Below are 25,813 nucleotides of genomic sequence, written 5' to 3'. Positions count from 1 at the left end.
CCGTTCCATTATCGCGGAATAACTTTGGCCCCGCGCCCTATCCCGCGATGCGCGCAGCGATCAGTTCAATCGCGCGGGCCACGGCGGTGCTGATATCCATGGTCGATGTGTCCATCTCAACGGCATCTTCAGCGGGCTTCAGCGGGGCCTCGGCGCGGGTGCTGTCACGCGCATCGCGCGCTTCCACATCGGCCAGCACCTCTTCAAAGGTGCCGTTAAACCCCTTTGCCGCCAGTTCGGCGAACCGGCGCTGTGCACGCACCTTTGATGTGGCGGTAACGAACAGTTTGACCTGCGCGTCAGGGCAAATCACCGTCCCGATGTCGCGCCCGTCCAGAACCGCACCACCGGCGCGCATGGCAAAACTGCGCTGAAAATCCACCAAGGCAGCCCGCACTTCCGGAATTGCAGCGGCTTTGCTGGCAGCCTCGGCCACAGCATTGGTGCGCAACTGGTCATTCTCCAGATCATCCGCAACCAAGGTCACTGCCGCCTCTTCCGCCGACATCCCTTCAAGTACCTTTGCACCAACGGCGCGGTACAACAGCCCAGTGTCCAAATGCGCAAAGCCGAAATGATCCGCCACGGCGCGCGATACCGTACCCTTGCCAGCAGCGGCAGGCCCGTCAATGGCGACTGTAAAGCCGTCTATCATGCCTTGCCTCGTGCAACGTTGGCACCCAGCTGCGCCATCAGCGGCTCGAATATCGGGAAAGACGTGGTGATCGGCGCACCGTCATCGACGCTGACAGGCGCATTCGCCGCCATCCCCATGATCATGAATGACATCGCAATACGGTGATCCAACTGGCTGGCACAGGTGGCCCCGCCGGGCACATTGCCATGGCCCAGCCCGGTGACGGCCCACCAGTCAGGGCCTTCCTCAACCTCGACCCCATTGGCGCGCAGCCCCTTGGCCATCGCATCAATCCGGTCGCTTTCCTTGACCCGCAATTCCTTGACGCCGCGCATCATGGTCTGACCTTGGGCAAAAGCCGCAACCACAGACAACACCGGATATTCGTCGATCATCGAAGCGGCCCGCGCGGGCGGCACTTCGATGCCTTTCATATCAGGCGAGAACTTGGCGCGCAGATCGGCGACAGGCTCACCGCCCTCGGTGCGCTCGTTTTCATAGGTAAGATCGGCACCCATCTCGCGCAATGTTGTAAACAACCCCGCCCGCGTCGGGTTCAGGCCGATACCGGGCACCAGCACATCCGACCCGGGCACGATCAGCGCCGCACAAACCGGAAACGCCGCCGAAGACGGATCACGCGGCACGTCCACATGCTGGGCCTGCAACTCGGGCTGGCCCGTCAAGGTAATAACGCGCCCCTCATCCGTATCCTCGACAGTGATCTCGGCCCCAAAGCCCGCCAACATACGCTCTGTATGGTCGCGCGTCGCTTCGGCCTCGATCACCACGGTCTTGCCCGGTGCATTCAACCCCGCCAACAATACCGCCGATTTCACCTGCGCCGATGGGACAGGCACCACATAGCGCACCGGAACAGGCTCTGCCGCGCCAACGATGGTCATCGGCAACCGACCGCCTTTGCGCCCGACAGCTTGCGTACCAAACAACGCCAACGGATCCGTCACCCGCGCCATGGGCCGGCCGTTCAGGCTGGCATCACCGGTAAAGGTCGCGGTGATCGGGGATGTCGCCATCGCGCCCATGATCAAACGCACACCGGTACCGGAATTGCCGCAATCAATCACACCGTCAGGCTCGGCAAAACCGCCGACACCAACCCCGTGCACCGACCAGTTGCCGCCGCCCAAATCCGTGACATCGGCCCCGAACGCCCGCATCGCACGGGCCGTGTCCAGCACGTCGTCACCTTCCAGCAAGCCGCTAATCGTAGTCTCGCCCACACACATGGCACCCAGGATCAAAGACCGGTGCGAGATTGATTTATCCCCCGGCACCTCGGCCACCCCGCTCAAGGGGCCGCAAGCAGACGAGGTCATAGGAATAGGCGTGGCGTGACTGGACATGGGGCAACCTCAATCTGAATTCTGACCGACGTCATAAACCAGCCCGCAGGTCCCGTCCATAACCGCGGGGCCTATCTTCTCTGGCTCTTAAATATCCATGGGGGTCCGGGGGCAATCAGCCCCCGCTGCACCACGTTCAGCGTTTGCGGAACGTCAGATAATGCGGCACGCGGCCTTCGCGCAGGGCTTTTTGCTCGTATCGGGTGGAAATCCAGTCATCCCACGGCTCTTTCCAATCGCCCGGACGTTCGGCCAGCCATTCAAATCCGTGGCGTGGCACCTGCTCCAGCGTCTGGCGCACATAATCCTCGATATCTGTCGCCACGCGGAAGATCGCGCCGGGTTTCAACACCCGCGCCAATGGCTCCAGATGCTCCGGTGTGACAAAGCGGCGCCGGTGATGGCGGGTCTTGGGCCACGGGTCAGGGTACAGCAGAAACGCGCGGTCGATCGACGTTTCGGGCAGGACATCAAAAATATCGCGGGCATCTCCGGGATGGATCGCAACATTGTCGACCCCGGCACGGCGGATTTTGCCCAACAGCATCGCAACGCCATTGATATAAGGTTCACAGCCGATAATGCCCACGTCGGGGTTTTGCGCGGCTTGATGCACCATGTGTTCGCCACCGCCAAATCCGACCTCAAGCCAGACGGGCTTGCCATCGAACAATGCGGGCAGGTCAAGCGGCGTGCGTGACGGGTTCGCCTCCCAATCGACAGGACCGGGGGACAATGCATCAAGGTCTTCCTCAATATAGCCCTTTTGGCTTTGCTTGAGGGATTTGCCTTTTAGGCGACCATAGAAATTTCGGCGGGGGCGTATCGGATCTGTCATGCGGTTGCCTTTAGCCTGACACTTGTGTCAGCGCAACGGCCCGCGACAAAGGGGCCCGGACATTATGCCCCGAATGGAAACGGACCACTGATACAATCAGCGGTCCGTGTCGTGTTGGGCCACAGTGGCCAGATATGCCGTATCCGCCGTTAAAGGGCCGCCTTCAACGCATCAACCAGATCGGTCTTTTCCCAGCTGAAACCGCCATCAGCCTCGGGCGCACGGCCAAAGTGGCCATAGGCCGCTGTGCGCTCGTAGATCGGTTTGTTCAGTTGCAGATGCTCGCGGATACCGCGTGGGGTCAGGTCAATAATCTTGCCGATGGCGCGCTCAATCGCAGCATCCGCCACATCAGCGTCACCGCCAAATGTATCGCAATAGATCGACAGCGGTTTGGACACACCAATCGCATAGCTCAGCTGGATCGTGCATTTTTCAGCCAATCCTGCCGCCACGACGTTTTTGGCCAGATAGCGCGCGACATAGGCTGCCGAACGGTCAACCTTTGTCGGGTCTTTACCCGAAAATGCACCGCCGCCATGGGGGGCCGAGCCGCCATAGGTGTCGACGATGATCTTGCGTCCGGTCAGGCCGGCGTCGCCATCAGGGCCACCAATAACGAATTTACCGGTGGGGTTCACCCACCATTCGGTGTCGGCGGTAATCCAACCTTCGGGCAGGACTTCGGTGATATAGGGCTCGACGATATCGCGGATATCCGCGCTTGTTTGTGCTTCGTCCGCGTGCTGTGTCGACAAAACGATCGAAGACACACCAACCGGTTTGCCATTTTCATAGCGGACCGACAGCTGGCTTTTCGCATCCGGGCGCAACGTCGGCTCGGTGCCGTCTTTGCGCACTTCGGCCAAACGGCGCAGGATCGCGTGGGCATAATGGATCGGGGCTGGCATCAGCTCGGGCGTTTCGGTGGTTGCGAAACCAAACATGATGCCCTGATCGCCAGCGCCTTCTTCCTTGTCGCTGGACGCATCGACGCCCTGCGCGATATGGGCGGATTGTTCGTGCAGCAGGTTGGTCACTTCGCATGTCGCGTGGTGGAACTTGTCCTGCTCATAGCCGATGTCTTTGATACAGGCGCGGGCGATATCTTCGATCTTGCCCATGTATTCGCTCAGCTTGTCTTTATTCGACAGGCCCACTTCGCCGCCGATAACGACCCGGTTGGTGGTGGCAAATGTTTCAGCCGCAACGCGCGCTTCGGGTTCTTCGGTCAGAAATGCATCCAAAACGGCGTCCGAAATACGGTCGCAAACCTTGTCAGGATGGCCTTCGGACACGGATTCCGAAGTAAATATATAGTTTTTCCGGGACATGTAGTGCTCCAATAGATTTCATAGCCACGTCAGGAAGCCGTTGTGGCCGGTGCATCGGACTTAACTTTGACGGTACTGAGGGTCAAATGGTAACTTTCGGCGGCGCAACAAGAGCGCGCAGCCCAAGCCAATCAGCAACACCAACAAAAACGGCCATTCGCCAAACCGGCTATAGAGTGTCGGCGCGAGGGGTTGCGGCAAAGCGACGTCTAAAAACCCCGCCGTATTCAAGGCAAGGCTGTCGGTCAGCCGCCCCTTGGGATCAATCATCGCCGACACGCCTGTGTTGGCCACCCGCGCCATTGGCAGCCCTTGTTCAATGGCGCGCATTCTGGCCTGGGCCAGATGTTGCAGCGGCCCCTGCCCGGTGCCGAACCACGCGTCATTTGTAAGTTGCATCAGAAATGCCGGGCGTTCGGGGGCCCCGTTTACATCGCGCGCGAACACGGCCTCGTAACAAATCAGCGGCAAGGCACGGCCAAGCGCGCCCAAATCGATCAGCGCCGGACCGCGCCCCGAGGAATACCCGTTGCCAAGCTGCGCGGCAAAACTGCGAATTCCGAGTTTGGCCATGACGTTGCCAAAGGGGATATATTCGCCAAACGGCACCAGATGGTGCTTGTCATAGGTCTGGATGACGCCCCCCGATGGCCCCAGCAACACTGCCGAATTATAATACTGCATCCCGTCGCGGCGCTGCACCCCTAAGAACACTGGGGCACCGCCCGCGGCAAAGCTTATCTGGCTGAGCGCGCCATCGGCCATGTCCAAGGGCCACGGGATCGCGGTTTCCGCCCACAAGATCAGATCAGGCGTGGCACCGGCAACCGCAGGCGGCGCGCTGGTATACTCCAATTGCCGCTCGTAGAATTCTGTTATTTTGACAGGGTCCCATTTGTCCTTTTGGGCCGCGTTGGGTTGGACCAGTCGCACGGTGCTTTCCGTTAGGGCGGATGGCCCTGCGCCGAAGGGCACAACAAGCGCCACCAGAACCATGAGGCGGACAGCCCATATCGCAAAGCGATTTGTGAACGCAGCGCCTACCGGATGCGTAAATACAGCCGCAGTCGCAACAAACACCAGCGTCATGCCGTAGGGGCCCACAAGGGCCAGCCCTTGGCCCGGCCAGACATCAACCAAGCTTTGACTGAACATCCCCCAAGGGAAGCCGGTAAACAGATATCCCCGCAGTATTTCGGCGGCGGATAGGAAAAAGATCAACGGCCAAACGCGGTCAGACACGCGGCGGGACACGCCAAATGCCACAGCCCAAAACAGCGCCAGCCCGCCACACATGCCGACCAGCGCAAAGGGGGCCATCCACGCGTACCGTTCAGGATCGACCATAAATGGCGATAGCAGCCACAACCAGCCATGCAGGAAATACCCGAAAGCAAAGCCCCACCCGATTGCAGCGGCTTGCCATGGGCGCGCGCTGTGCTGGAACAGGTTGATCGCGACCACCAATCCCAGCAACAGCAAAAGCGGCAGGTCATAGGGCGCTTGGCCCAATGCGGCCACGGTCCCTGCCCCAACGGCTGCCGCAAAACGCAGCCAAGCCGCCGCTTGTGGTGACATTAAGCTGCCCCGGCGACACGCACGCGAAGGCGCTTGATGCGGCGCGGATCGGCATCGATCACTTCGAATTCAGGCCCGTCCGGATGCACAACGATTTCGCCGCGGGTCGGCACACGGCCCGACAGCATAAACACAAGCCCACCTAACGTGTCGATTTCCTCTTCGTCGACATCGTCATGGTCGGTCAGGGAATGACCGATCTCGGCCTCGAAATCCGTCAAAGGCGTCTTGGCGAGAGCGATATAACAACCGGGCTTTTCAATCGTCCAGTTTTTGCCTTCGTCAACGTCATGTTCGTCTTCGATCTCGCCGATGACCTGTTCGATCAGGTCCTCGATGGTGACCAGCCCGTCGACACCGCCATATTCATCAATGACAAGCGCCATGTGACGCCGTTCCGCCTGCATCTTGGTCAGCAGGACGCCAATCGTCATCGAGGGCGGCACAAACACCAGCGGGCGCAGCATGGAGCGCAAATCAAAGTCATCCGTCTTGGCATTAAACCCGTAGGTCAAGGCAAGGTCTTTCAGGTGGGCCATGCCAACCGGCGTATCAAGCGTGCCATCATAGACCGGCAGACGTGTCAGACCGCTGTCTTTGAACACCGCCACAAGTTCGTCCATCGTCGAGGTGATAGGCACCGCCGTGATATCCGCCTTGGGGATGGCAACGTCATCCACCCGCATGCGGCGCAGGTTCATCATACCGCGCGCCGACAACCTATCGGCCTGCGGAGAAACGGTATCGTCCTCTTCGGTGCCCTCGGGTGCGCTGAGCGCGCCAATAACGCGGGAAAAGAAACCACCTGACTTTGGTGCGTCTTCTTCAACGGTTTCTATGCTCTCAAATTCGTCCTCAAGCTGCGCGCTCTGCGCCGCCTCAGATGATCCGTCTGTATCGCCCATCGGGTCCTGTCTTTATTTGTTAAGGCAAGCTACGCGCTTGCGTGATCTCTATATGGGTCATCAATGCCCAATTTGCCAAGTATTTCGACTTCGATCCGTTCCATGAGCGTTGCATCCGCGTCACGCTCGTGATCATAGCCCAAAAGGTGAAGCAATCCGTGAACCGTCAAATGCGAGACATGGTGCGCCATTGATTTCCCTGCAATTTCGGCCTCGGACGCGCATGTATCATAGGAAATCGCGATATCGCCCAGTTCCAACGCGCCGTCAAAGTCGGGTTCAACCGGCAGCGGATTGCCGCCGTCGTGCTCTGCACCACGTTCGTCGGAGGGCCAGCTGAGGACATTTGTCGGCTGCGGTTTGCCGCGAAAATCGGCGTTTAGGTCTGCGATGCGACCGTCGTCACAGGCAAGAATGGAGACCTCGGCCAGATCGGGATCAATGGCCAGATGCGTCAGGGCCGCAGTGATCGCGAGGGCGGCAAGGGTTTCAAGGCCCAGATCGTGCCAGCGGGGATCTTCCACGGCGATGTCGAGCGTGTTCATAGAGGGTAGACCGGGGGCCAGCCCCCGGACCCCCGGAGTTTATTTGGCAAAATGAAAGTAAAAGCGGGCATTAGCTGTGACCGGTATCTGCTTCGTAGGCTTCGATGATTGCAGCCACCAAGGGGTGGCGCACCACGTCTTTGGAGGTGAAATAGTTGAAGCTGATTTTGGGAATCGTTTTCAGCAACCGTTCGGCATCTTGCAGGCCTGATGGGACACCGCGCGGCAAATCGATTTGCGTGCGGTCCCCGGTGATCACCATCCGCGAGCCTTCACCCAGACGTGTGAGGAACATTTTCATCTGCATCGAGGTGGCGTTTTGCGCCTCGTCCAACACCACAAAGGCATTTGAAAGGGTTCTGCCGCGCATAAAGGCAAGCGGCGCGATTTCGATTTTCTTGTCCTCGAGCAGCTTGGCAAGCTGTTTGCCGGGCAGGAAGTCGTTGAGCGCATCGTAAAGCGGCTGCATGTAGGGGTCGACCTTGTCTTTCATGTCGCCCGGCAGATACCCCAGTTTTTCGCCCGCTTCGACCGCTGGACGCGACAGGATGATTTTGTCGACATGACCACCGATGAACATCGACACGCCCACAGCCACGGCAAGATAGGTTTTGCCGGTGCCCGCAGGGCCGATGCCAAAGGCCAGTTCATTATCGAACAGAGATTGAACATAGTCCTTTTGTGCAGCCGTGCGTGGTTCGACGCGTTTCTTGCGGGTCTGGATTTCGATCCCGTCCAAGATCGGCATTTCGATCTGGTCGCCCGCACGCACACCTGTGCCGGCGGCGGAATCCCCCATGCGCAGCATGCTTTCCACATCTGCAGGTTCAACGGTACGCCCGCCTTCGAGGCGCGCATATAACGCGTTCAGCACGGTTTCGGCGCGCGCGGTCGTATCGTCATCACCGATGAGCGAAAGCTGATTGCCACGTCGCACGATCTGCACGCCGAGTGACTTTTCGATCGCAGCCAGATGCGCGTCATATGCGCCGCACAGATCAATCAGCAAACGGTTGTCTTGGAATTCCAGCAAGCGCGCGCTGTTGATCGACGGGGGGGAGATATCAGTGGACGTCAATGCCTGTTCCTATTCTGAAGTGTATATTCATCTATATGGGGCTTATGGACCGGTTGAATACCCCGGTTTGAGACAAAAAAGGCCGGAGCGTGAACGCCCCGGCCTGAAATGATGTATTTGCACAAAAAATCAGTTCGGATCCCTGATCGTAGCACCACTGCTAAAGTCGCCAGCCGTAAAGGTCGGCTCTGCGACGCCTGAACAAACCGGCTTGCCGTATTTATCCAAACGTTGGCTCAGGTACCCTTCGACGCCGTCATCGATGATCCAATGATCACAGCCCACGGGATCAACCCAGATACCGGCCTTGAGCTGGCTCAGGCTTTTTCTGCCGGGGCCACCATCATAGCTTTTGTCGGCGGATTTACCGAAGATATTCCCCGCATCAGCGCATGCTGTCAGGCTAAGAGCACAGGCGGTGACCAATATAATTTTCATTTTAAGCACGTTCATGTCCTCTTAGCGAATGCAGATAATCTCGACGCGGCGGTTCTTGCCCATGCCTGCGGCGGACCCGTTCGATGCAGCAGGCATACGTTCGCCGTAACCACGAACATCTGCGATCCGCACGCCCGATTGCGTCGCGACCGCTGCAACGGCATTTGCCCGGTTCAGCGAAAGACGCATGTTATATTCATCCGAAGCGCGGCTGTCTGTGTGGCCCGTGATGATATAGGAAATCGCACCAGTGGATTGGAAAAACTGCGCCAGACGTTGCTTGCCCGGGGCGTTGATGCGGTAGCTGTCGGTCGCGAAAAACTGATCGGTGTTCATGACACCGCAAACGTTTCCGCGGCGACAAACCGGAATGCCCTGACGGGTCACGTGGGGCGTCATGTACCCTTCGGCACCATCATCCATAGCCCAATGTTCACAGCCATCGGGATCGACCCAAATTCCGGGGATATACTGGCCCTTGTCACGGCCCATTTGTGATCTTGTTTGTGCATCAGCAGCAGATGCCTGAAATACGAATGTCGCGGCAACAAGTGCCCCCGCGAACAGCCGAAGTGCTTTGGAAATTGTGTTTAACACAGCCCTCGTTCCCTATCTTATTCTTCAACTTATACTTTGGCGAAAATACCATCGCTGCGCAGCACAGCAGGGCCCCTCGCAATATATGGTGAGGATAGGAGGTAAAACTGAGCCTGTGAAGTCTGAAAACCGCTAGCTGTGCCATATTGGGGCCATGTTTGGCCAAATTTCATGCTGTAGCGTTACAATGCCATCTTATATGCAGGATTTACCACAAAACTGCTGACAATACGCAAGAGCTACCGCTCAACCGCCGTTAGGGAATTGGTTTTTGCATCGACGATTCTTACACGGGCCACTTCGCCGACTTTGGCAGTGGCATCATCGATATGAACCGAATGCAGATACTCTGATTTGCCGACCATCTGCCCTGCTTCGCGCCCGGATTTTTCGACCAGAACCGACAGGTCGCGCCCGACCATTGAATTTTGAATGCTGCGTTGCTGTTCCGTGATCAGCCCTTGCAGGCGCTGCAAACGCTCATCCGCGACGGCGGCGTCCACCAGTTCGCGCTCTGCCGCAGGGGTGCCTGGACGGGTCGAATATTTAAACGAATAGGCATAGCCGTATTTGACCTCGCGGACCAAATCCATCGTCGCCTCGAAATCGGCATCGGTTTCTTCGGGGAAGCCCACGATGAAATCACCCGACATCACAATATCTGGCCGCGCGTCGCGGATACGTTCGATCAGACGCAGATAGCTGTCGGCGGTGTGGCTGCGGTTCATCCGTTTCAGAATGCGGTCTGACCCCGATTGCACGGGCAGGTGTAGATAGGGCATCAGCTTGTCGACCTCGCCATGGGCGGCGATCAGCGCGTCATCCATGTCGTTGGGGTGGCTGGTGGTATAGCGGATACGCTCCAACCCGTCGACTTTGGCCAGCTCGCGGATCAGGCGGGCCAGCGTGTAATCCGCACCCTCGGATCCGGCACCGTGATAGGCGTTGACGTTCTGGCCCAGCAGGGTGATCTCGCGCACGCCGTTTTCCACCAGCTCGCGCGCTTCGGTCAGCACGCGGGTGGCGGGGCGCGATACTTCGGCACCACGGGTATAGGGAACAACGCAAAAGGCGCAGAATTTATCGCAGCCTTCCTGCACGGTCAGAAATGCCGAAGGCGCACGAACTGCTTTGCCGCGGCCTTTCATCTTTTCGAATTTGTCTTCCTCGGGGAAATCCGTGTCCAGCGCGGTTTGACCACTGCGCACGCGGGCCTCCATCGCGGGGAGCCGATGATAGGATTGCGGCCCGACCACCAGATCGACGGCGGGCTGGCGGCGCATGATCTCGGCCCCTTCGGCCTGGGCGACGCAGCCGGCAACACCGATTTTCAGATCGGGGTTCAACGCCTTAAGCGGCTTCAAACGACCAAGTTCAGAATACACCTTTTCGGCGGCTTTTTCACGGATGTGGCAGGTATTAAGCAAGATCATATCAGCGTCATCCGCCGTCTTGGTCTCGACATAGCTGTCGCCCAAGGCCTCGGCCATGCGTTCACTGTCGTAAACGTTCATCTGGCACCCATAGGTTTTGATGAACAGCTTTTTTGGCGCGGTCATGGCAAGGTCCGTTGTTACGATGTGCAAAATCGCGGTCTAGCAGCGCCAGCGTTCTCTTGCAATGCGTGCCGATTTGGCTGATTTAAAGAGGGTCGCATAAACGAATAGGTCCCCATGCACTATCGCAGCCTTGATCATTTTCTGACCGATGGCAAAGACGCGCTGGCCCTCGGGCCGATTGCGATGGTTCTGGTCGAAGATGATGTCGAGGTCGACACCGCCCTGCGCCACCACCATCAATTGGGTTTTGCCACAGTTATCGCTTTCATGCCCGCGGCCTTTGAACTGGCCCGCGACGTCGAAGAGCTGGTGATCAGGGTGGATTATTCCATGGCCCAAGACCACGCGATGGAGACGGTGATCAACCGCATGATTGAGGCCACCAGCGGCCAATGGCTGTATTACTGCTACAACGCCGAATACCTGTTCTATCCGTTTTGCGAGACCCGCAACATCATTGAGATGCTCGCCTTTCACAGCGAAGAACGCCGCGATGCGATGCTGTCCTATGTGATCGACCTATATGCCGATGATCTGACGGCCCAACCCGACGCCGTGTCGCTGGATTGCGCCCATCTGGACCGGTCGGGCTATTACGCGCAGGCCCGCCCCGATGGCACGCCGTCGAACCACCCCAAAGATCGCCAACTGGATTTCTTTGGCGGATTGCGCTGGCGCTTTGAGGAACACGTGCCCCCCGCGCGCCGCAAGATCGACCGCATTTCGCTATTCCGCGCCAAACCCGGCCTGCGCATCCGCGCCGATCACACCTTTAACGACGAGGAATACAACACCTATTCCTGCCCGTGGCACCACAATATCACCGCCGCCATCTGCTCGTTCCGCACAGCCAAAGCCCTGAAAAAGAACCCCGGCAGCACGTTCGATATCCAAACCTTCAAATGGCACAACTCCGCCGCCTTTGAATGGCATTCACGTCAGTTGCTGGACTTGGGGCTGATTGAACCGGGGCAGTGGTTTTGAGTGGGGAGTGTGTGGGGTGGTGGTGAAGGTCAAACGTAAGAGTACCCAATGTCTGGGTCGAGCTCATCATGTTCAATGCTGCACTATGTACATAATGACTTGAAGGACTGTAACGCTGCGCTCTGCTCCAAAATTGAGTTTGCTAAGCGGGAGTATTGTAATTGTTTCCAACTTTGCCCGCTGCGAATTGATATAGAGGGGATGATTTACAGGGTTTCGTGCCCGACCTTGTTCATCCACTTGCGTAGGGCTAAACATAGTGCCTAAAGCATGTGAAATGGGGCTGGCACAATTTAATAATAGTAATTTTAGAATGAAGGGTTTCTACATTTTTTCAAACTGTTTTGACAGATTTTGGGTAGGAGCGTCTGACTGCCTTACCATCCTTCCAGTCGCGCTTCCGCCCGAAAGTTCTATTAGCTGGGTTGCCGCACTAACGCAGTTTCTTGTGACTCTGTTGGCAGCTGCGTTGTCTTTTTTGGTTGCAAGGTGGACGTTGTCGAAATCAGCCAAGACCGACATGGAGCGACTCCGGCTCGAGAGACGGGATCAGGCTCAAGGAAAGGCGCTGACGGTAGCTTTCAAAATTTTAAATTACGGTGAACTGCTTGCCGGGTTAGAACGACATCTTTCCAAACAATTCAAACAAGCTGCCCTTGACGGCTTTGAAAGTGAGCCTTTTCAAATAATTAGACCTACACAAGGTAAAGACTTCACGCCCGAAATTGTTAACCCGTCGGAAATGTCTTTTCTTATCGAACAGCAAAAATTCGATTTAATGGGGCAGATCATGCTTCTTTATCGCAGAACATTAAATGCGACGCATTTAATGACCTTTCACTCTAACGAAAGAACCGCCTTTGAAGAATGGATCCATCAACTTCCCGGTCATGAAGGTAAGCTAGACGGTGACGTCGCCAATGATGCCATTCCTAAAGAGTTCGAAGATGGCTATAATCGCCGCGCAGCCAACTTAAACATTATAATAACTGATGTAGTTGAACAGGTCGACGAGACCTTAGAGCTTCTTCCTATGGTGTTTGAGGAATTCGTTCAGGCTTGCCGAGCCGAATTCGGAGAAGGTTTCCCGCAAATTTCAGCTGAGTACCCTCATGAAAAGGTAGATTTAGAAACTCTTAGAGTCATCTGTTCCTCAAGTGGCATTCCGTTCAGGATTGGAGCAGCGCAGCCACGCGATGATGGCAGCGATGGAATATAACTTCGCCAGCCCTGCGCTCTTTCTTAACCGGAAGGTACTGCTCTTCTGCTTTGGCCCCGAAGGTCGGATATCGACACTACAGACCCATTTGACACGTATGAAGCGAACAGCCGGTAAGCCCGCCCCCCTTCACCCCATCAACATCGGAAACCAATCTTCCCTCAGCCGCTGGCCCTGCACCATGTCATGCCCCGGAAAGGGCGGCGACGTGGGGCCGGGGCGCTCGGTATAGGTTGCGTCGTCGCCCAGCAGCCGCAGCGAAAAGGCACGTCTGCGGGTTGTTGACTGGTTGCCGCGCGCGCCGTGCAGGATGCCAAAGTTGAACGCCACTGCGTCCCCCGGCTCCATCTGCCATTCGCGGATATCCATTGCCTCGGCATCGGGATCAGGGACAGGCATATAGGGCGCGGGGTCAAAAAACGCGTCGCCCTTGACCCACCGCGTTGGCAGCACCGGTTTTTCCCACAGATGCGATCCGGCGACGCAGCGCAACGTGGCGTCTGTCACGGGATCAAGCGGCGACCAGAAGCTGACGTTCTGCCGCCCTTCGACGAAATAATACGGCCCGTCCTGATGCCACGGGGTTGCCATGGAGGTACCCGGTTCCTTGACCAGCACATGATCGTGAAACAGCTGCACCGTTTTGCTTTGCATCAGATCGGCAGCCACCTGTGCCACATCAGACCCACGAATGACCTGCGCGAATTCTGGAATGCGTTCCCAATTGCAGTAATCGTCGAAAAAGCGACCGGTTTCGCCCGCCTTGTCGTTGTTCGATGCATAGGGGCCGGGGTTCTCCATGTTGCGTGCGATGCCCGCGCGCAAGGCGTCCACATGATCTGCGAACAGCCCCTTGATCAGAACCACGCCGTCACGCTGGTAGCTGTCGATATCGTCTTGAGAAACTAAAGGATGCATTTGCCCGCCCCGCTGCTGTTTTGCCCAAGCCTAAGCAGAGCCGCAGCGACCGTCCAGCGGTTTAGCCTTTGCGGCGCAACCGGATCACAACATCGACCGAAGCAATTTCGGCACCTTCGGGTGCGTCAGGCAATTGCGCGATCACCAACTGGTCAGACGGTGCATCGGTCAGCCGCGCCTCGTCCTCCCAAAAGAAATGGGGGTGATCGTGGGTGTTGGTGTCGAAATAGCTTTTCGATCCGTCAACGGTGACTTCTTGCAGCAAACCCGCTTCGCAAAACGCGCGCAACGTGTTGTATACCGTGGCCAGCGACACCGCAGCGCCCTGCCCTTTGGCCGCGTCAAACAGGCTTTCTGCTGTGACATGGCGATGATGACCGTCGCCCACAAGCAACTGTGCCAACGTCATGCGCTGCCGGGTCGGACGCAGGCCCGCCGTGGCGAGCCATTTCGAACTGGTCTCTTGCATCGCTTTGTTCATTACATACTCATTGTCTGTTCAAGGATGTATATAATGCGCAAACCACCCTCTTTTCAAACAAAAACCCGAAATGGCCATGTTGCTACAACCCTTGCAGGCATAGCTGGCACAATGCTAGACCAAACGCGACTTTGATTATAGCCAGCAGGAGCCGCAGAATTATGGCCGATTACCCCACCAGCTTCGACAAAGAGGCATTGCTGAAATGCGCCCGCGGTGAACTTTTTGGCCCCGGGAACGCGCAACTTCCTGCCCCGCCGATGCTGATGATGGACCGGATCACGGATGTGTCCGCCGATGGCGGCGCGCATGGCAAGGGCCATATCACTGCTGAATTCGACATCACGCCAGATCTGTGGTTTTTCGATTGTCACTTTCCCGGCAACCCGATCATGCCCGGCTGTCTGGGTCTTGACGGCTTGTGGCAGTTGACGGGCTTTAACCTTGGCTGGCGCGGCTGGCAGGGACGCGGCTATGCCTTGGGCGTGGGCGAGGTCAAACTGACCGGCATGGTACGTCCCGACCGCAAGATGCTGACCTACAAGATTGATTTCACCAAAGCGATCCAGACCCGCCGCCTGACCATGGGTGTGGCCGATGGTATCGTCGAGGCAGATGGCGAAGTGATCTATATGGTCAAAGACATGAAGGTCGCACTGTCCGAAAGCTGATCGGACAGATGGCTTGATTTGTCGCCCCATTAGCGGCAAACGGGAAACAAAGCCGCCATGCTCTACCATCTGCACGGCGGCCGCTGAAACAGGGTTGAAAACCCGGTAAGATCAAGGGAGTGTGCCATGCGCCGCGTCGTCGTCACAGGGTTGGGGATTGTCTCATCCATCGGAAACAACGCTGAAGAGGTGCTTGCATCGCTCAAGGCAGGGACCAGCGGGATCGTTGCAAGCCCCGAGATGTCCGAACACGGGTTTCGCAGCCGTGTTGCAGGCACGCTTAAGATCGACGTGGCAGACCACATCGACAAACGCGCATTGCGCTTTATGGGCGGCGGTGCGGCCTATGCCTATATCGCGATGGCCCAAGCGATCGCCGACGCAGGCCTGAGCGAAGACCAGATCAGCAACCCGCGTACCGGGCTTGTAGCTGGTTCCGGCGGGCCATCGACATCAGCGCTGTTCACCGCGCATAACGTGGTGCGTGACACTGGTGCTACCAAACGGATCGGGCCATTCGCGGTTCCGAAATGCATGTCCTCGACCGTGAGTGCCAACCTGAGCACGGCGTTCAAGATCAAAGGCATCAACTATTCCATCACCAGCGCCTGTTCCACATCCCTGCACTGCATCGGCAACGCAGCCGAGCAGATCATGATGGGCAAGCAGGACGTGATGTTCGCAGGCGGCGGCGAGGAACTGGATTGGACATTGTCCTGTCTGTTCGACGCCATGGGCGCGATGAGCAGCAAATATAACGACGCCCCCGAAACCGCGAGCCGCGCCTTTGACGCCAACCGCGACGGGTTCGTCATCTCGGGCGGCGGCGGCATGCTGGTACTTGAGGAATTGGAACACGCCAAGGCGCGCGGTGCCACGATCTATGCCGAAGTGACCGGATACGCGGCCACATCCGACGGCCACGACATGGTGGCACCTTCTGGCGAAGGCGGCGAACGCGCCATGCGTCTGGCACTGCAATCCCTGCCCGAAGGCCGCAAGGTCGGTTATATCAACGCGCATGGCACATCGACACCGGTGGGCGATGTGGGCGAGATCGAAGCGGTCCGCCGCGTCTTTGGCCAGGGCAGCACACCGCCTGTCAGTTCAACCAAATCCATGACGGGCCACGCCCAAGGTGCCGCCGGTGCCCTTGAAGCGGTGTTCTGTTTGCTGATGCTCAAGCATGACTTTATCGCGAAATCCATCAATGTGGTCGATCTTGACCCCAAACTGGACGCCTCCGAGATCGCGCTGGAGCGGGTTGACAATGCAGGGCTGGATTCCGTGATGACCAATTCATTCGGATTTGGCGGCACCAACGGGTCGATGATCCTTTCCAAGTTCAAAGAGTAAGGACAGCACATGTCAGATCTACTTAAGGGAAAACGCGGCCTGATCATGGGTGTCGCGAACGAACGCTCCATCGCTTGGGGTATTGCAAAAGCAATGGCCGAAGCCGGTGCCGAACTGGCGTTCACCTATCAGGGCGATGCCTTTGGCACGCGCCTGAAACCGCTGGCCGAAAGTGTCGGGTCGGATTTCATGGTAGACGTGGATGTGACCGATGATGCGTCCTTGGATGCCGCATTCGAACAGCTTGGCGCACGCTGGCCCACAATTGATTTTGTCGTCCACGCCATCGCGTTTTCCGACAAATCCGAGCTGACGGGCCGTTTCCTGAACACGTCGCGTGCGAATTTCAAACATTCGCTGGATATCTCGGCCTATTCGTTCATCGAGATCGCCCGCCGCGCCCACCCGTTGATGGTGGAAAATGGCGGCACCTTGATGACGCTGACCTATCAGGGGTCAAACCGCGTTGTTCCAAATTACAACGTCATGGGCGTGGCCAAGGCCGCGCTGGAATCGGCGACGCGGTATCTGGCCAATGATCTGGGCCCCGAAGGCATCCGCGTTAACGCGATCAGCCCCGGCCCGATGAAAACCCTTGCCGGTGCCGCAATTGGCGGGGCGCGCAAGACCTACAAGCACACCGACCAGAATGCACCATTGCGTGCGAATGCAACCTTGGAAGCAGTGGGTGGCACGGCCGTGTATCTGGCGTCGGATGCGGGGGCCTGCACCACCGGCGAGATCATTCGCGTCGATGGCGGGTTTCACGTGCTGGGGATGCCGCAAGCCGAGCATCTTTGACGTTACTGGTGGACCGGGGCGCTGCCCCGGACCCCGGGATTTTAGACCATTTGGAAATATGATGCCGCGCTTAGCGCAGGGGTGGGGTTTGGTAGAACCAGACCTTCATGCCACCATGGGCAATCGCAGGGCCTTGGGCTTTCCATGGCAGGCCGGTTGCTTTGGCCAATGGCGGCTCGGAGGTGACAAGGCCGACGCGCCAGCCCTTGAAACGGGTCAACAGCGTTTGGCCCAGCGTGCCATAAAGCGGATAGAGCAGTTTTTTATTCCCGATGCGCCCACCATAGGGAGGGTTCACGATCACGAGGCCCGGTGGCCCGTCGGGCGGGGTCAGTTCGCCCGCGGCATGATTTTCAAATTGGGTGATATCGGCCACCCCTGCCCGTTCGGCGTTGGCGGTGCTCATCCTGATGGCACCCGCATCGCGGTCAGATCCGTAAAAACGAAGGTCGGTTGCCTGTGAAGGTTTGGCGCGCATTTCATTCCACGCCTGCGGGTCAAAACTGGCAAGGCTTTCAAAGGCAAAGCTGCGCGAGCGGCCCGGGTTCAGGCCCATGGCGATCTCTGCTGCCTCGATCGCGAAGGTGCCAGAACCGCACATGGGGTCCACGACCGTTTCCGTGCCGGAGTAGCCTGCTTGCCGCAGCAGCAAGGATGCGAGGGTTTCGCGCATCGGTGCTTTGCCGACGGCTTCTTTGTGGCCCCGTTTGTGCAGGGATTCACCCGACGTATCGAGGCTGATTGTCACCACGTTGTCATCGATGCGCACCTTGAGAACCAGTGCCGCCTCGGGTGAGATCGTCGCGCCAAGGCTTTCGCGCAAGGCGGTTTCAATCCGCTGGGTGGCCGCACCTGCATGGTAGATTTTCGACGCTTTGGTTGTGACCTGAACGCGCAGGGGCACATCGGCGCGCAGCACATCCCCCCAGGGGAATTTGCGTGCGCGTTTATCAAGCTGCGCCAGATGGAACGCCATGAACGATCCGATCCGCGCCAACACGCGGGATGCGCCGCGCAATTCCAGATTGGCGCGCCAGACCTCGGGCCAGCCGCCCTGCACCGTGATGCCGCCGGGTGACAAGGTCGCGTTGGCAAAGCCTTTTTCGACGACTTCGGCCAGAAGCATGTCTTCTAGGCCCGGTGTCGCAACGAGGAATATATCAAAGCTGTTATCTGAGTTCATAGACGCTGCTTACTGTGCAACGCCGCGCTATTCGAGCGGATTCTTTTGAACGGTGCCGCTATCGGCTGGTGCCGGAGTTTTCGAAAACTCCGGTCCGGAAAATTTTGAATTTTCCGTTGCCAGCGCGGGATGTCCCGCGCTGGCATTGAAATATCAGGCGATTTTCATCAGCTCGATATCGAACTGGAGGTCTTTGCCCGCCAGCGGATGGTTTGCATCCAGTGTCACGGTTGCTTCGTCGACTTCGACGACCATCACCGGCATTGCTTGGCCGTCGGGTGTTTGCATCTGCAACTGCGTGCCAACCTCAAGCGGGATATCGGCGGGGATACCTTCGCGTGGCACGGCCTGGCGCATTTCGGGGTTCAGCGGGCCATAGGCATCTTCGCTGCCGATCTTCACAACTTTCTTGTCGCCAACCGCCATGCCGGGCAGTGCAACATCGAGGCCCGGAATGATCTGGCCCGACCCCACAACGAATTCCAACGGCTCGCGGCCTTCGGAACTGTCAAATGTGCTGCCGTCCAGCAGCGTGCCGGTATAGTGAATAGCGACGGTATCGCCGGATTTAACCTGCGTCATAAAAATCTCCGATCTGGATGGGTATAAATGCAAGAGGCCGCGTGTCTGCGCGGGTGCTCTGGGGTTCGGCGCGCAGTCTTTCAAGACTGTGCGGTCGCGTAAACCCCCTAATGGACCAGTTTTCGCCCTTTTCTGTCGCAGCCGCCCGTGTCAATCTCACGCAAAACACCCCAGGGAGGCGACGATGCCAATCACCACCTGCGTCTTTGACGCATACGGAACTTTATTCGACGTTGCCGCTGCCGCACGCCAAGCAGCCAGCGAGCCGGATTTTGCAGCCCTTAAGGACAGCTGGCCAGTGGTCGCGGACCATTGGCGTCAAAAGCAGCTTGGCTATTCATGGCTTCGGGCCGTCACAGGCGCACATGCGGATTTCTGGGAGGTAACGCAAAATGCACTGGACTGGACGCTTGAAAAAACCGGGCACGACGGCGACCCTGCCCTGCGCGCGCGCCTGTTGGCATTGTACTGGGAGCTTCAGGCGTTCCCTGAGGTGCCAGCCATGCTGCGCAGCCTGAAGGACGCGGGACTGAACACCGCAATCCTGTCGAACGGGTCGCCAGAAATGCTGAAGGGTGCGGTCGATTCTGCGGGTATTGGCGATGTGCTGGATGCGCTGCTATCCGTGGAAAGCGTTGGTATCTTCAAGCCGAACGCGGGCGTTTACGATCTGGTCGGGCAGCATTTTGGCTGTGCGAAAGACGAGGTTCTGTTCGTGTCCTCCAATGGTTGGGATGCGGGTGCCGCGACCGGATATGGCTTTACCACTGCATGGGTGAACCGCAGCGGCGAACCCACGGACCGACTGCCATGGACGCCTGCCCATACCCTGAAAGAGCTGACAGAAATCCCTGCGCTGGCCGGTGTCTGATGCCTCATTTCACATCCTCGGACGGGCTGAACCTGTATTACACGGACGAAGGCGCGGGCCTGCCGATCTTGTGTCTTGCCGGGCTGACGCGCACCTCGGCTGATTTTGATTATGTCACGCCGCATCTGGCGGGCAATCGTCTGATCAAGATGGATTATCGCGGGCGGGGGCAATCGGATTTCGACCCCGACTGGTCGCATTATTCGCCGCCCGTTGAATGCCGCGATGCGCTGGAACTGCTGGCGCATCTGGGGTTGGACAAGGTCGCGATCCTTGGCACCTCGCGCGGGGGGCTGAACGCGATGGGGCTGGCCATGGGGGCCAAAGACCGCCTGCTGGGCGTCGCGTTCAATGATGTGGGGCCGCATATTGAAACGATGGGGCTGGATAACATCATGCAATTTATCGGTCGCAATCCTGCCGCCAAATCCCACGCTGAACTGGCGGCGGCCATGCCCGGCCTATTCCCCGATTTCGAGGGCGTGCCAGACAGCCGCTGGATGGAAGAAGCGGTAAAGCACTACACCCAGACCGACACCGGCCTAAAGATCACCTATGACAAACACCTGCGCGACGCGGTGGCCAAGGCGTTCAGCGCCCCGTCGCCCGATCTGTGGCCGTTCTTTGATGCGCTTGCGGGGCTGCCAGTTGCCTGTATTCGCGGGCTGAATTCCAACCTGCTCAGCGAAGAAACCTTGGCCGAGATGGAAAAACGCCGTCCCGATATGATTGTGGGCCGTGTGCCCGGTCGCGGGCATATTCCGTTTCTGGACGAACCTGAAGCGGTTGCAGCCCTGCATAAATGGATCAAGGAAATATCATGAACATCGAGATGATCCGCGCGGCCGCCGCGCGTCTACAAGGCCACGTACGCCGCACGCCATTGTTAAGCTCGCCCTTTCTGGACGAGATCGCGGGCCGCCGTGTTTGGGTGAAACCCGAATGCCTGCAGCACACGGGCAGCTTCAAATTTCGCGGCGGCTGGTCGGCGCTGTCGGCACTGGATCCCGACACCCGCGCCAAGGGCGTGATCGCCTTTTCCAGCGGCAACCATGCCCAAGGCGTGGCCTTGGCCGCCAAGCTACACGGGGTGCCGTCGGTCATCATCATGCCAGCAGACGCCCCGCGTCTGAAAATCGAGAACACCCGCGCCCTTGGGGCCGAGGTCGTGCTGTATGATCGTGCGAATGAAGACCGTAATGCCATCGGTGCCCGTCTGGCAGCGGAACGCGGGCTGACCCTGATCAAACCCTACGACGATGCGCAGGTGATTGCGGGCCAAGGCACCACGGGCCTTGAGATCGCCCAGCAGGCCGCCGAACTGGGCATCACCTCTGCCGATGTGATCGTGTGTTGCGGTGGCGGCGGACTGACCTCGGGGATCGCGCTGGCGCTTGAGGCTGACGCCCCCGGCCTGCGGGCGCGCCCTGCCGAACCGGCCGGATTCGATGATGTTGCGCGGTCACTGGCCCAAGGCAGCATTGCGCGCAATCCCGCATTGTCAGGATCAATTTGCGATGCAATCGTCACGCCGCAACCGGGCGATCTGACCTTTCCGATCATGAAACGGCTTTGCGGTCCCGGCCTTGTTGCCACCGATGACGAGGCGCTGCAGGCCGTTGCCCAAGCGTTCAACCGCCTCAAGGTGGTCGCCGAACCCGGTGGTGCGATTGCCCTTGCTGCCGCGCTGTTCCGGCGCGACCAGATCGAAGGGGATGATGTGATCGTTACGATTTCCGGCGGGAACGTGGATGCTGATATGTTCGCCCGCGCCCTTGCCACCCTCAATTGACCTCAAAAAGGACCCTGCCCCATGAAGCTTTTTGATACCGGCGATGTCCGCCTGCATTACCGCGTCGATGGCCCCGATGATGGCGCGCCCGTGGTGTTCGCCAATTCGCTGGGCACTGACATGCGCCTGTGGGATCCGATCCTGCCACTGCTGCCCAAGGGCCTGCGGATCATCCGTTTTGACAAGCGCGGGCATGGTCTGTCCACCTGCCCGCCTGCACCATATTCGATGGGGTCACTGGTCACGGACACTGAAAAACTGATGGATTTTTTGGGCGTGAAGGGCTGCGTTTTTGTGGGCCTGTCCATCGGCGGCATGATCGCCCAAGGGCTGGCAACCAAACGGATGGACCTGATCCGCGCCATGGTTCTGTCCAACACCGCCGCCAAGATCGGCACGCCTGAAATGTGGGCCGGCCGGATCAAGGACGTGCAGGAAAACGGCATCGAAAGCCTTGCCGACGCGATTATGGAACGCTGGTTCGCCGCCGATTTCCGCGCCACACCCGAACTCGAGCTGTGGCGCAACATGGTCACCCGCCAAGAAGACGACGGTTATGCCGGATGCTCTGCCGCGATTTCTGGCACTGATTTCTATACACCTACCGCCGGTTTGCGTCTGCCATGTCTGGGCATTGCCGGGTCCGAAGACGGATCAACCCCGCCCGATCTGGTGCGCGAAACCGTTGACCTGATACCGGGATCGAAATTCCACATCATCCGCAAAACCGGCCACCTGCCCTGCGTCGAGAACCCTGTCGAATACGCGCAAGTTCTGACCGATTTCCTGAAAAGTGTTGGCCATGTCTGATATTTTGTTGGTCCACGGCTCGTGCCACGGTGCATGGTGTTGGCGCGATCTGATCCCCGCGTTAACCGCATTAGGCCACAGCCCCCGCGCCATTGATCTGCCCAGCCACGGGGCGGATCAGACGCCGGTCAATGACGTCACACTCGACAGCTATGCCGATGCGGTGCTGGCCGCCTCGACGCCTGAAACGGTTGTGCTGGGGCATTCTATGGGCGGCTTTGCGATCGGCGCTGCGGCGCAAAAGAACCCCGATGCCATGGCGCAACTGATCTATCTTTGCGCCTATGTTCCCGCCGCCGGCCTGACACTGGCGGACATGCGCAAACAGGCCCCCAGCCAGCCGCTGATGCCTGCGGTGCGGCTGCGCGAGGATGGCAAAAGCTTTACCCTTGATCCGACCATGACCGAAGGGTTGTTCTATAACGACTGCCCCGAAGGTGTTGCCGCTTTCGCCAACCCGTTGTTGTGTGCTCAGGCGGTTGCCCCCACCACGGTCGCACTGCCCGACACGGCCCGCGCCGACGCGAAACGGCGCAGCTATATCCGCTGCATGGACGACCGGACCATTCCCCCCGCCTATCAGGTGACCATGACCAAAGACTGGCCAAGCGCGGATGTCTATGAGATGTCCACCGGACATTCGCCGTTCTTTGCCGACCCCAAGGGTTTGGCGCAGATTATTGATACGATCCTCAAGAGGTAACACATGGCCGCCAGCGTCTTCGACAGCCCCCTTTATGCGCAACTTTTCCCGACGGGGGATGCAGGACGTTTGTTTTCCGACACCGCTGCAATCCGCGCGATGTTGCTGGTCGAAGGGGCGCTGGCCAAGGTCCAAGGCGCGCTTGGCGTGATCCCCGAGATGAGCGCGGCGGCGATCCACCGTGCATCGCTGGAAATTCAGGTCGACCCCGGCGCCATTGCCAAGGCCACGGGCGAAAACGGGGTCAGCGTACCGGGTCTGCTGGCGCAGTTCCGCGCTGAAATGCAGGCCCCCGAATTTGCACAGCACGTGCATTGGGGGGCCACCAGCCAGGACATCATCGACACCGCGCTGATGCTACGGCTGCGTCAGGCCCTAGGGCTGGCCGAGGCTGATCTGCGCGGCATCATCGCGTCGCTTGCCACAGCGGCCGATGGTAATTCGACCCTGCCCCTGCCCGCGCGCACCTATGGCCAACACGCCACCCCCACCAGCTGGGGCGCGGTGCTGGCCGAATGGGGCATGCCGTTGATTGACGCGCTGGAGGAACTTGAAGCCCTGCGCGAAACATCCCTGTACGTATCCCTGTCCGGCGCTGCGGGGACCAGCTCTGCGCTTGGCCCCAAAGCCGCCGAAACCCGTGCAGCACTGGCCAAAGCGCTTGGCCTGAATGACCCCAAACGCAGCTGGCACGTCGACCGCGCACCGATCCTGCGCATCGCCGACTGGCAGGGCCGGGTGATGGCGGCACTGTCGCATATGGCGCAGTCCATGGTCGGGTTGACCATGACCGGGATCGAGGAAATCGCCCTTGGTGCGTCGGGTGCGTCATCCACCATGCCACAGAAACAAAACCCCGTTGGCCCGTCGGCGATCATCGCCCTTGGTCATCAATTCACCGGCCAACGCGCCACATTGCAAGCCGCCGCATCCCATCAGCACCAACGCGATGGCGGGGCGTGGTTTGCCGAATGGTTGGCGGTGCCGCAGCTGGGGCTTTGCCTTGCGTCCGGCCTGCATCATGCAAAAACCTTGGTTGATGGCGTGGCCCCGCATCCGGTACGGATGCACAGCGCGTTGACCGGCGGGCTGGGCCTGATCCACGCCGAGGCGCTAAGTTTCGCGCTGGCCGAAACCATGCCCCGCCCCGAAGCGCAGGCCGTGACCAAAAGGTTGTGTCGCGAAGCGCAGGACAAACAGGTGCCCTTGGGCGATCTGGCCCGCGCGGATTATCCGCAGCTTTCAGCCGACCTGTTCGATCCCGCCCATCAGATGGGCCACGCCGCCGCGGATGCCCACGCGTTTATCACCCGCGCGAAAGCGCTATAACGCGGTGCGGCCGGCGGCTCTATTCATCCTTGCGACGGTCATGATCGACGCCATGGGCATCGGTCTGATCATTCCCGTCATGCCCGACCTCATCGAGGAAGTCCGCGCTGCCGATCTATCGCAAGCAGCCCTGTGGGGCGGGGTACTGGCTACCACCTTTGCCTTGATGCAGTTTCTGTTCAGCCCCTTGGTCGGCAGCCTGTCCGACCGGTTCGGCCGCCGACCGATCTTGCTGATATCGTTGACTGTGATGGCCTTGGATTATGTGTTGATGGCCCTTGCCGGGTCGGTTTGGCTGTTGCTTTTGGGCCGTGTGATCGGCGGTATTTCAGCGGCGACGGCGGCCACAGCCAGTGCCTACATGGCCGATATTTCGGCCCCCAAAGACCGCGCTGCAAATTTCGGGCTGGTCGGCGCAGGCTTTGGTGCCGGGTTTGTATTGGGGCCGGTCGCCGGTGGGTTTTTGGCTGAATTCGGCACCCGTGCGCCATTCTGGGCAGCAGCCATGTTAGCCGCCAGCAACGTCGCCTTTGGCTGGTTTGTGCTGAAAGAAACCATAGCCCCTGAAAATGCGCGGCCCCTCGCATGGCGCCGTGCCAATCCTTTGGGTGCGGTCAAACATCTGGGCGAATTGCCGGGTATCAAACGTCTGTTGATGGTCTATTTTCTGTATCACCTTGCCTTTGCCGTCTATCCGTCGGTCTGGAGCTTTTTTGGCAAGGCGCAATTCGATTGGTCCCCGTCGATGATCGGCGGATCGCTTGCCTTGTTCGGGCTGTCCATGGCCATCGTGCAGGCGGGGGTCATCCGCCCGGTACTGAAACATCTGCACGAACGCGGAACGGTCTTTGTCGGATTTGTCTTTAGCGTAGTGACGTTTTTTCTGATCGCCACGGTGACATCCGGCACAGCAGTTTTGATCCTGACCCCAATGGCGGCGATTGCCGGTGTGATCCCTGTCGCCTTGCAAGGGATCATGTCACAAGCAGTGGCGCAAAATGCGCAGGGCGAATTGCATGGGGTGCTGACCTCCACTTCGGCCTTGGCGATGGTGATCGCGCCATTGGCAATGACAGGTACATTCGCGGCATTTACCGCCCCCGGCGCTGCCCTATATTTTCCGGGCGCGCCGTTTTTGCTGTCGTTGCTACTGACGTTGATCGCGATATCGGTCTTTATACGCTGGCGCAGCCCTTCTGCTGACAGCTCGAAAACATAAGGGCGCGGGCAGGTTCAT

The 25,813-nt window shown here is 58.8% G+C and carries 27 protein-coding genes and 1 riboswitch; of the genes, 12 read left to right on the top strand and 15 right to left on the bottom strand.

Features of this window, described 5'->3' with window-relative positions; translation table 11 throughout:
• Positions 1 to 37: 37 nt before the first annotated feature.
• The 11 genes from cmk to miaB form a co-directional block, all read right to left on the bottom strand.
• On the bottom strand, positions 38 to 655 hold the full coding sequence (cmk, locus tag KZZ06_RS08985) for a (d)CMP kinase (protein WP_219579690.1): 618 nt from the start codon (positions 653 to 655) through the stop codon (positions 38 to 40).
• Positions 652 to 2,004 (bottom strand): 3-phosphoshikimate 1-carboxyvinyltransferase, encoded by a 1,353-nt coding sequence (gene aroA / locus KZZ06_RS08980; RefSeq protein WP_219579689.1) that lies wholly within the window; start codon positions 2,002 to 2,004, stop codon positions 652 to 654. The genes cmk and aroA overlap by 4 nt, the downstream gene beginning before the upstream one ends.
• A gap of 136 nt (positions 2,005 to 2,140) precedes the next feature.
• Entirely contained in the window at positions 2,141 to 2,842 is a 702-nt protein-coding gene (trmB, locus tag KZZ06_RS08975) for a tRNA (guanosine(46)-N7)-methyltransferase TrmB (protein ID WP_219579688.1), read from the bottom strand.
• A gap of 149 nt (positions 2,843 to 2,991) precedes the next feature.
• Positions 2,992 to 4,176, bottom strand: coding sequence for a methionine adenosyltransferase (metK, locus tag KZZ06_RS08970; protein WP_219579687.1), 1,185 nt, complete (start codon positions 4,174 to 4,176; stop codon positions 2,992 to 2,994).
• Positions 4,177 to 4,180: 4 nt separating this feature from the next.
• Positions 4,181 to 4,228, bottom strand: a riboswitch (SAM-SAH riboswitch).
• A gap of 8 nt (positions 4,229 to 4,236) precedes the next feature.
• A complete protein-coding gene (gene lnt / locus KZZ06_RS08965; protein ID WP_219579686.1) occupies positions 4,237 to 5,754 on the bottom strand; it encodes an apolipoprotein N-acyltransferase in 1,518 nt (505 codons plus the stop codon).
• Complete coding sequence (locus KZZ06_RS08960) at positions 5,754 to 6,659, bottom strand: hemolysin family protein (RefSeq protein ID WP_219579685.1); 906 nt, start codon at positions 6,657 to 6,659, stop codon at positions 5,754 to 5,756. The genes lnt and KZZ06_RS08960 overlap by 1 nt, the downstream gene beginning before the upstream one ends.
• A 29-nt stretch (positions 6,660 to 6,688) precedes the next feature.
• Complete coding sequence (ybeY, locus tag KZZ06_RS08955; RefSeq protein WP_219579684.1) at positions 6,689 to 7,204, bottom strand: rRNA maturation RNase YbeY; 516 nt, start codon at positions 7,202 to 7,204, stop codon at positions 6,689 to 6,691.
• Between the two features lie 70 nt (positions 7,205 to 7,274).
• Entirely contained in the window at positions 7,275 to 8,267 is a 993-nt protein-coding gene (locus KZZ06_RS08950; protein WP_219579911.1) for a PhoH family protein, read from the bottom strand.
• Between the two features lie 144 nt (positions 8,268 to 8,411).
• Positions 8,412 to 8,720, bottom strand: coding sequence for a hypothetical protein (locus tag KZZ06_RS08945; protein WP_257884266.1), 309 nt, complete (start codon positions 8,718 to 8,720; stop codon positions 8,412 to 8,414).
• A gap of 21 nt (positions 8,721 to 8,741) precedes the next feature.
• The gene (locus KZZ06_RS08940; RefSeq protein ID WP_219579682.1) at positions 8,742 to 9,317 is read right to left on the bottom strand and encodes an OmpA family protein; all 576 of its coding nucleotides are present in this window, start codon (positions 9,315 to 9,317) and stop codon (positions 8,742 to 8,744) included.
• Positions 9,318 to 9,556: 239 nt separating this feature from the next.
• Positions 9,557 to 10,876: a tRNA (N6-isopentenyl adenosine(37)-C2)-methylthiotransferase MiaB gene (gene miaB, locus KZZ06_RS08935; protein ID WP_219579681.1), complete on the bottom strand. Its 1,320-nt coding sequence runs from the start codon at positions 10,874 to 10,876 to the stop codon at positions 9,557 to 9,559.
• A 114-nt stretch (positions 10,877 to 10,990) separates the two neighbouring features.
• Between miaB and KZZ06_RS08930 the strand changes: the two genes are divergently transcribed.
• Both KZZ06_RS08930 and KZZ06_RS08925 read left to right on the top strand, forming a co-directional pair.
• The gene (locus KZZ06_RS08930; RefSeq protein ID WP_219579680.1) at positions 10,991 to 11,860 is read left to right on the top strand and encodes a hypothetical protein; all 870 of its coding nucleotides are present in this window, start codon (positions 10,991 to 10,993) and stop codon (positions 11,858 to 11,860) included.
• 277 nt (positions 11,861 to 12,137) lie between these two features.
• Positions 12,138 to 13,079 carry a hypothetical protein gene (locus tag KZZ06_RS08925; protein ID WP_219579679.1) on the top strand — a complete coding sequence of 314 codons (942 nt, stop codon included), beginning with the start codon at positions 12,138 to 12,140 and terminating at the stop codon, positions 13,077 to 13,079.
• A 129-nt stretch (positions 13,080 to 13,208) separates the two neighbouring features.
• Here the strand turns inward: KZZ06_RS08925 and KZZ06_RS08920 are convergent, their stop codons facing one another.
• Together KZZ06_RS08920 and irr are read right to left on the bottom strand one after the other, a co-directional pair.
• A complete protein-coding gene (locus KZZ06_RS08920; protein WP_219579678.1) occupies positions 13,209 to 13,997 on the bottom strand; it encodes a phytanoyl-CoA dioxygenase family protein in 789 nt (262 codons plus the stop codon).
• Positions 13,998 to 14,058: 61 nt separating this feature from the next.
• A complete protein-coding gene (gene irr, locus KZZ06_RS08915; RefSeq protein ID WP_219579677.1) occupies positions 14,059 to 14,478 on the bottom strand; it encodes a Fur family transcriptional regulator Irr in 420 nt (139 codons plus the stop codon).
• 161 nt (positions 14,479 to 14,639) lie between these two features.
• Here irr and fabA point away from each other — a divergent pair, with 161 nt between their 5' ends.
• The 3 genes from fabA (at position 14,640) to KZZ06_RS08900 (ending at position 17,306) form a co-directional block, all read left to right on the top strand.
• A complete protein-coding gene (gene fabA, locus KZZ06_RS08910) occupies positions 14,640 to 15,149 on the top strand; it encodes a bifunctional 3-hydroxydecanoyl-ACP dehydratase/trans-2-decenoyl-ACP isomerase (protein ID WP_093915627.1) in 510 nt (169 codons plus the stop codon).
• Positions 15,150 to 15,275: 126 nt separating this feature from the next.
• A complete protein-coding gene (gene fabB, locus KZZ06_RS08905; RefSeq protein ID WP_219579676.1) occupies positions 15,276 to 16,505 on the top strand; it encodes a beta-ketoacyl-ACP synthase I in 1,230 nt (409 codons plus the stop codon).
• Positions 16,506 to 16,514: 9 nt separating this feature from the next.
• Entirely contained in the window at positions 16,515 to 17,306 is a 792-nt protein-coding gene (locus KZZ06_RS08900) for an enoyl-ACP reductase (protein ID WP_219579675.1), read from the top strand.
• 70 nt (positions 17,307 to 17,376) lie between these two features.
• Here KZZ06_RS08900 and KZZ06_RS08895 read toward each other — a convergent pair whose 3' ends face one another.
• Together KZZ06_RS08895 and KZZ06_RS08890 are read right to left on the bottom strand one after the other, a co-directional pair.
• Positions 17,377 to 18,489 (bottom strand): class I SAM-dependent RNA methyltransferase, encoded by a 1,113-nt coding sequence (locus KZZ06_RS08895; RefSeq protein ID WP_219579674.1) that lies wholly within the window; start codon positions 18,487 to 18,489, stop codon positions 17,377 to 17,379.
• Between the two features lie 153 nt (positions 18,490 to 18,642).
• Positions 18,643 to 19,071: a peptidylprolyl isomerase gene (locus KZZ06_RS08890; RefSeq protein ID WP_219579673.1), complete on the bottom strand. Its 429-nt coding sequence runs from the start codon at positions 19,069 to 19,071 to the stop codon at positions 18,643 to 18,645.
• Positions 19,072 to 19,255: 184 nt separating this feature from the next.
• On the opposite strand from KZZ06_RS08890, the gene KZZ06_RS08885 reads away from it, so the two are divergent.
• Genes KZZ06_RS08885 through KZZ06_RS08855 form a run of 7 tightly spaced genes read left to right on the top strand, consistent with a single transcriptional unit; the run spans position 19,256 to position 25,795 of the window.
• On the top strand, positions 19,256 to 19,942 hold the full coding sequence (locus KZZ06_RS08885; RefSeq protein WP_219579672.1) for a haloacid dehalogenase type II: 687 nt from the start codon (positions 19,256 to 19,258) through the stop codon (positions 19,940 to 19,942).
• Entirely contained in the window at positions 19,942 to 20,766 is an 825-nt protein-coding gene (locus tag KZZ06_RS08880) for an alpha/beta fold hydrolase (protein WP_219579671.1), read from the top strand. Before KZZ06_RS08885 ends, KZZ06_RS08880 begins: the two co-directional genes overlap by 1 nt.
• Positions 20,760 to 21,734 carry a threonine/serine dehydratase gene (locus KZZ06_RS08875; protein ID WP_219579910.1) on the top strand — a complete coding sequence of 325 codons (975 nt, stop codon included), beginning with the start codon at positions 20,760 to 20,762 and terminating at the stop codon, positions 21,732 to 21,734. Before KZZ06_RS08880 ends, KZZ06_RS08875 begins: the two co-directional genes overlap by 7 nt.
• A gap of 21 nt (positions 21,735 to 21,755) precedes the next feature.
• Positions 21,756 to 22,544: a 3-oxoadipate enol-lactonase gene (gene pcaD, locus KZZ06_RS08870; protein WP_219579670.1), complete on the top strand. Its 789-nt coding sequence runs from the start codon at positions 21,756 to 21,758 to the stop codon at positions 22,542 to 22,544.
• Positions 22,537 to 23,247 (top strand): alpha/beta fold hydrolase, encoded by a 711-nt coding sequence (locus KZZ06_RS08865; protein WP_219579669.1) that lies wholly within the window; start codon positions 22,537 to 22,539, stop codon positions 23,245 to 23,247. The genes pcaD and KZZ06_RS08865 overlap by 8 nt, the downstream gene beginning before the upstream one ends.
• A 3-nt stretch (positions 23,248 to 23,250) precedes the next feature.
• On the top strand, positions 23,251 to 24,576 hold the full coding sequence (locus KZZ06_RS08860; RefSeq protein ID WP_219579668.1) for a lyase family protein: 1,326 nt from the start codon (positions 23,251 to 23,253) through the stop codon (positions 24,574 to 24,576).
• A gap of 4 nt (positions 24,577 to 24,580) precedes the next feature.
• A complete protein-coding gene (locus tag KZZ06_RS08855) occupies positions 24,581 to 25,795 on the top strand; it encodes a TCR/Tet family MFS transporter (RefSeq protein ID WP_219579909.1) in 1,215 nt (404 codons plus the stop codon).
• Positions 25,796 to 25,813 lie beyond the last annotated feature (18 nt).

The sequence above is a fragment of the Sulfitobacter sp. CW3 genome (assembly GCF_019392245.1).
GTDB lineage: Bacteria > Pseudomonadota > Alphaproteobacteria > Rhodobacterales > Rhodobacteraceae > Sulfitobacter.
Note: the sequence above shows the minus strand (reverse complement) of the source record. Positions and strands in the feature narration are given on the sequence as shown.

Bases quoted from the DNA above. Each gene is read 5' to 3' on its own strand.
- aroA (WP_219579689.1), bottom strand. From the start codon at position 2,004: ATGTCCAGTCACGCCACGCCTATTCCTATGACCTCGTCTGCTTGCGGC.
- metK (WP_219579687.1), bottom strand. From the start codon at position 4,176: ATGTCCCGGAAAAACTATATATTTACTTCGGAATCCGTGTCCGAAGGC.
- pcaD (WP_219579670.1), top strand. From the start codon at position 21,756: ATGAAGCTTTTTGATACCGGCGATGTCCGCCTGCATTACCGCGTCGAT.
- KZZ06_RS08865 (WP_219579669.1), top strand. From the start codon at position 22,537: ATGTCTGATATTTTGTTGGTCCACGGCTCGTGCCACGGTGCATGGTGT.
- KZZ06_RS08885 (WP_219579672.1), top strand. From the start codon at position 19,256: ATGCCAATCACCACCTGCGTCTTTGACGCATACGGAACTTTATTCGAC.
- miaB (WP_219579681.1), bottom strand. From the start codon at position 10,876: ATGACCGCGCCAAAAAAGCTGTTCATCAAAACCTATGGGTGCCAGATG.
- lnt (WP_219579686.1), bottom strand. From the start codon at position 5,754: ATGTCACCACAAGCGGCGGCTTGGCTGCGTTTTGCGGCAGCCGTTGGG.
- ybeY (WP_219579684.1), bottom strand. From the start codon at position 7,204: ATGAACACGCTCGACATCGCCGTGGAAGATCCCCGCTGGCACGATCTG.
- fabA (WP_093915627.1), top strand. From the start codon at position 14,640: ATGGCCGATTACCCCACCAGCTTCGACAAAGAGGCATTGCTGAAATGC.
- KZZ06_RS08895 (WP_219579674.1), bottom strand. From the start codon at position 18,489: ATGAACTCAGATAACAGCTTTGATATATTCCTCGTTGCGACACCGGGC.
- KZZ06_RS08920 (WP_219579678.1), bottom strand. From the start codon at position 13,997: ATGCATCCTTTAGTTTCTCAAGACGATATCGACAGCTACCAGCGTGAC.
- KZZ06_RS08890 (WP_219579673.1), bottom strand. From the start codon at position 19,071: ATGACGCAGGTTAAATCCGGCGATACCGTCGCTATTCACTATACCGGC.
- irr (WP_219579677.1), bottom strand. From the start codon at position 14,478: ATGAACAAAGCGATGCAAGAGACCAGTTCGAAATGGCTCGCCACGGCG.
- KZZ06_RS08900 (WP_219579675.1), top strand. From the start codon at position 16,515: ATGTCAGATCTACTTAAGGGAAAACGCGGCCTGATCATGGGTGTCGCG.
- KZZ06_RS08930 (WP_219579680.1), top strand. From the start codon at position 10,991: ATGCACTATCGCAGCCTTGATCATTTTCTGACCGATGGCAAAGACGCG.
- KZZ06_RS08960 (WP_219579685.1), bottom strand. From the start codon at position 6,659: ATGGGCGATACAGACGGATCATCTGAGGCGGCGCAGAGCGCGCAGCTT.
- KZZ06_RS08880 (WP_219579671.1), top strand. From the start codon at position 19,942: ATGCCTCATTTCACATCCTCGGACGGGCTGAACCTGTATTACACGGAC.
- trmB (WP_219579688.1), bottom strand. From the start codon at position 2,842: ATGACAGATCCGATACGCCCCCGCCGAAATTTCTATGGTCGCCTAAAA.
- KZZ06_RS08925 (WP_219579679.1), top strand. From the start codon at position 12,138: ATGGGGCTGGCACAATTTAATAATAGTAATTTTAGAATGAAGGGTTTC.
- cmk (WP_219579690.1), bottom strand. From the start codon at position 655: ATGATAGACGGCTTTACAGTCGCCATTGACGGGCCTGCCGCTGCTGGC.
- KZZ06_RS08860 (WP_219579668.1), top strand. From the start codon at position 23,251: ATGGCCGCCAGCGTCTTCGACAGCCCCCTTTATGCGCAACTTTTCCCG.
- fabB (WP_219579676.1), top strand. From the start codon at position 15,276: ATGCGCCGCGTCGTCGTCACAGGGTTGGGGATTGTCTCATCCATCGGA.
- KZZ06_RS08945 (WP_257884266.1), bottom strand. From the start codon at position 8,720: ATGAAAATTATATTGGTCACCGCCTGTGCTCTTAGCCTGACAGCATGC.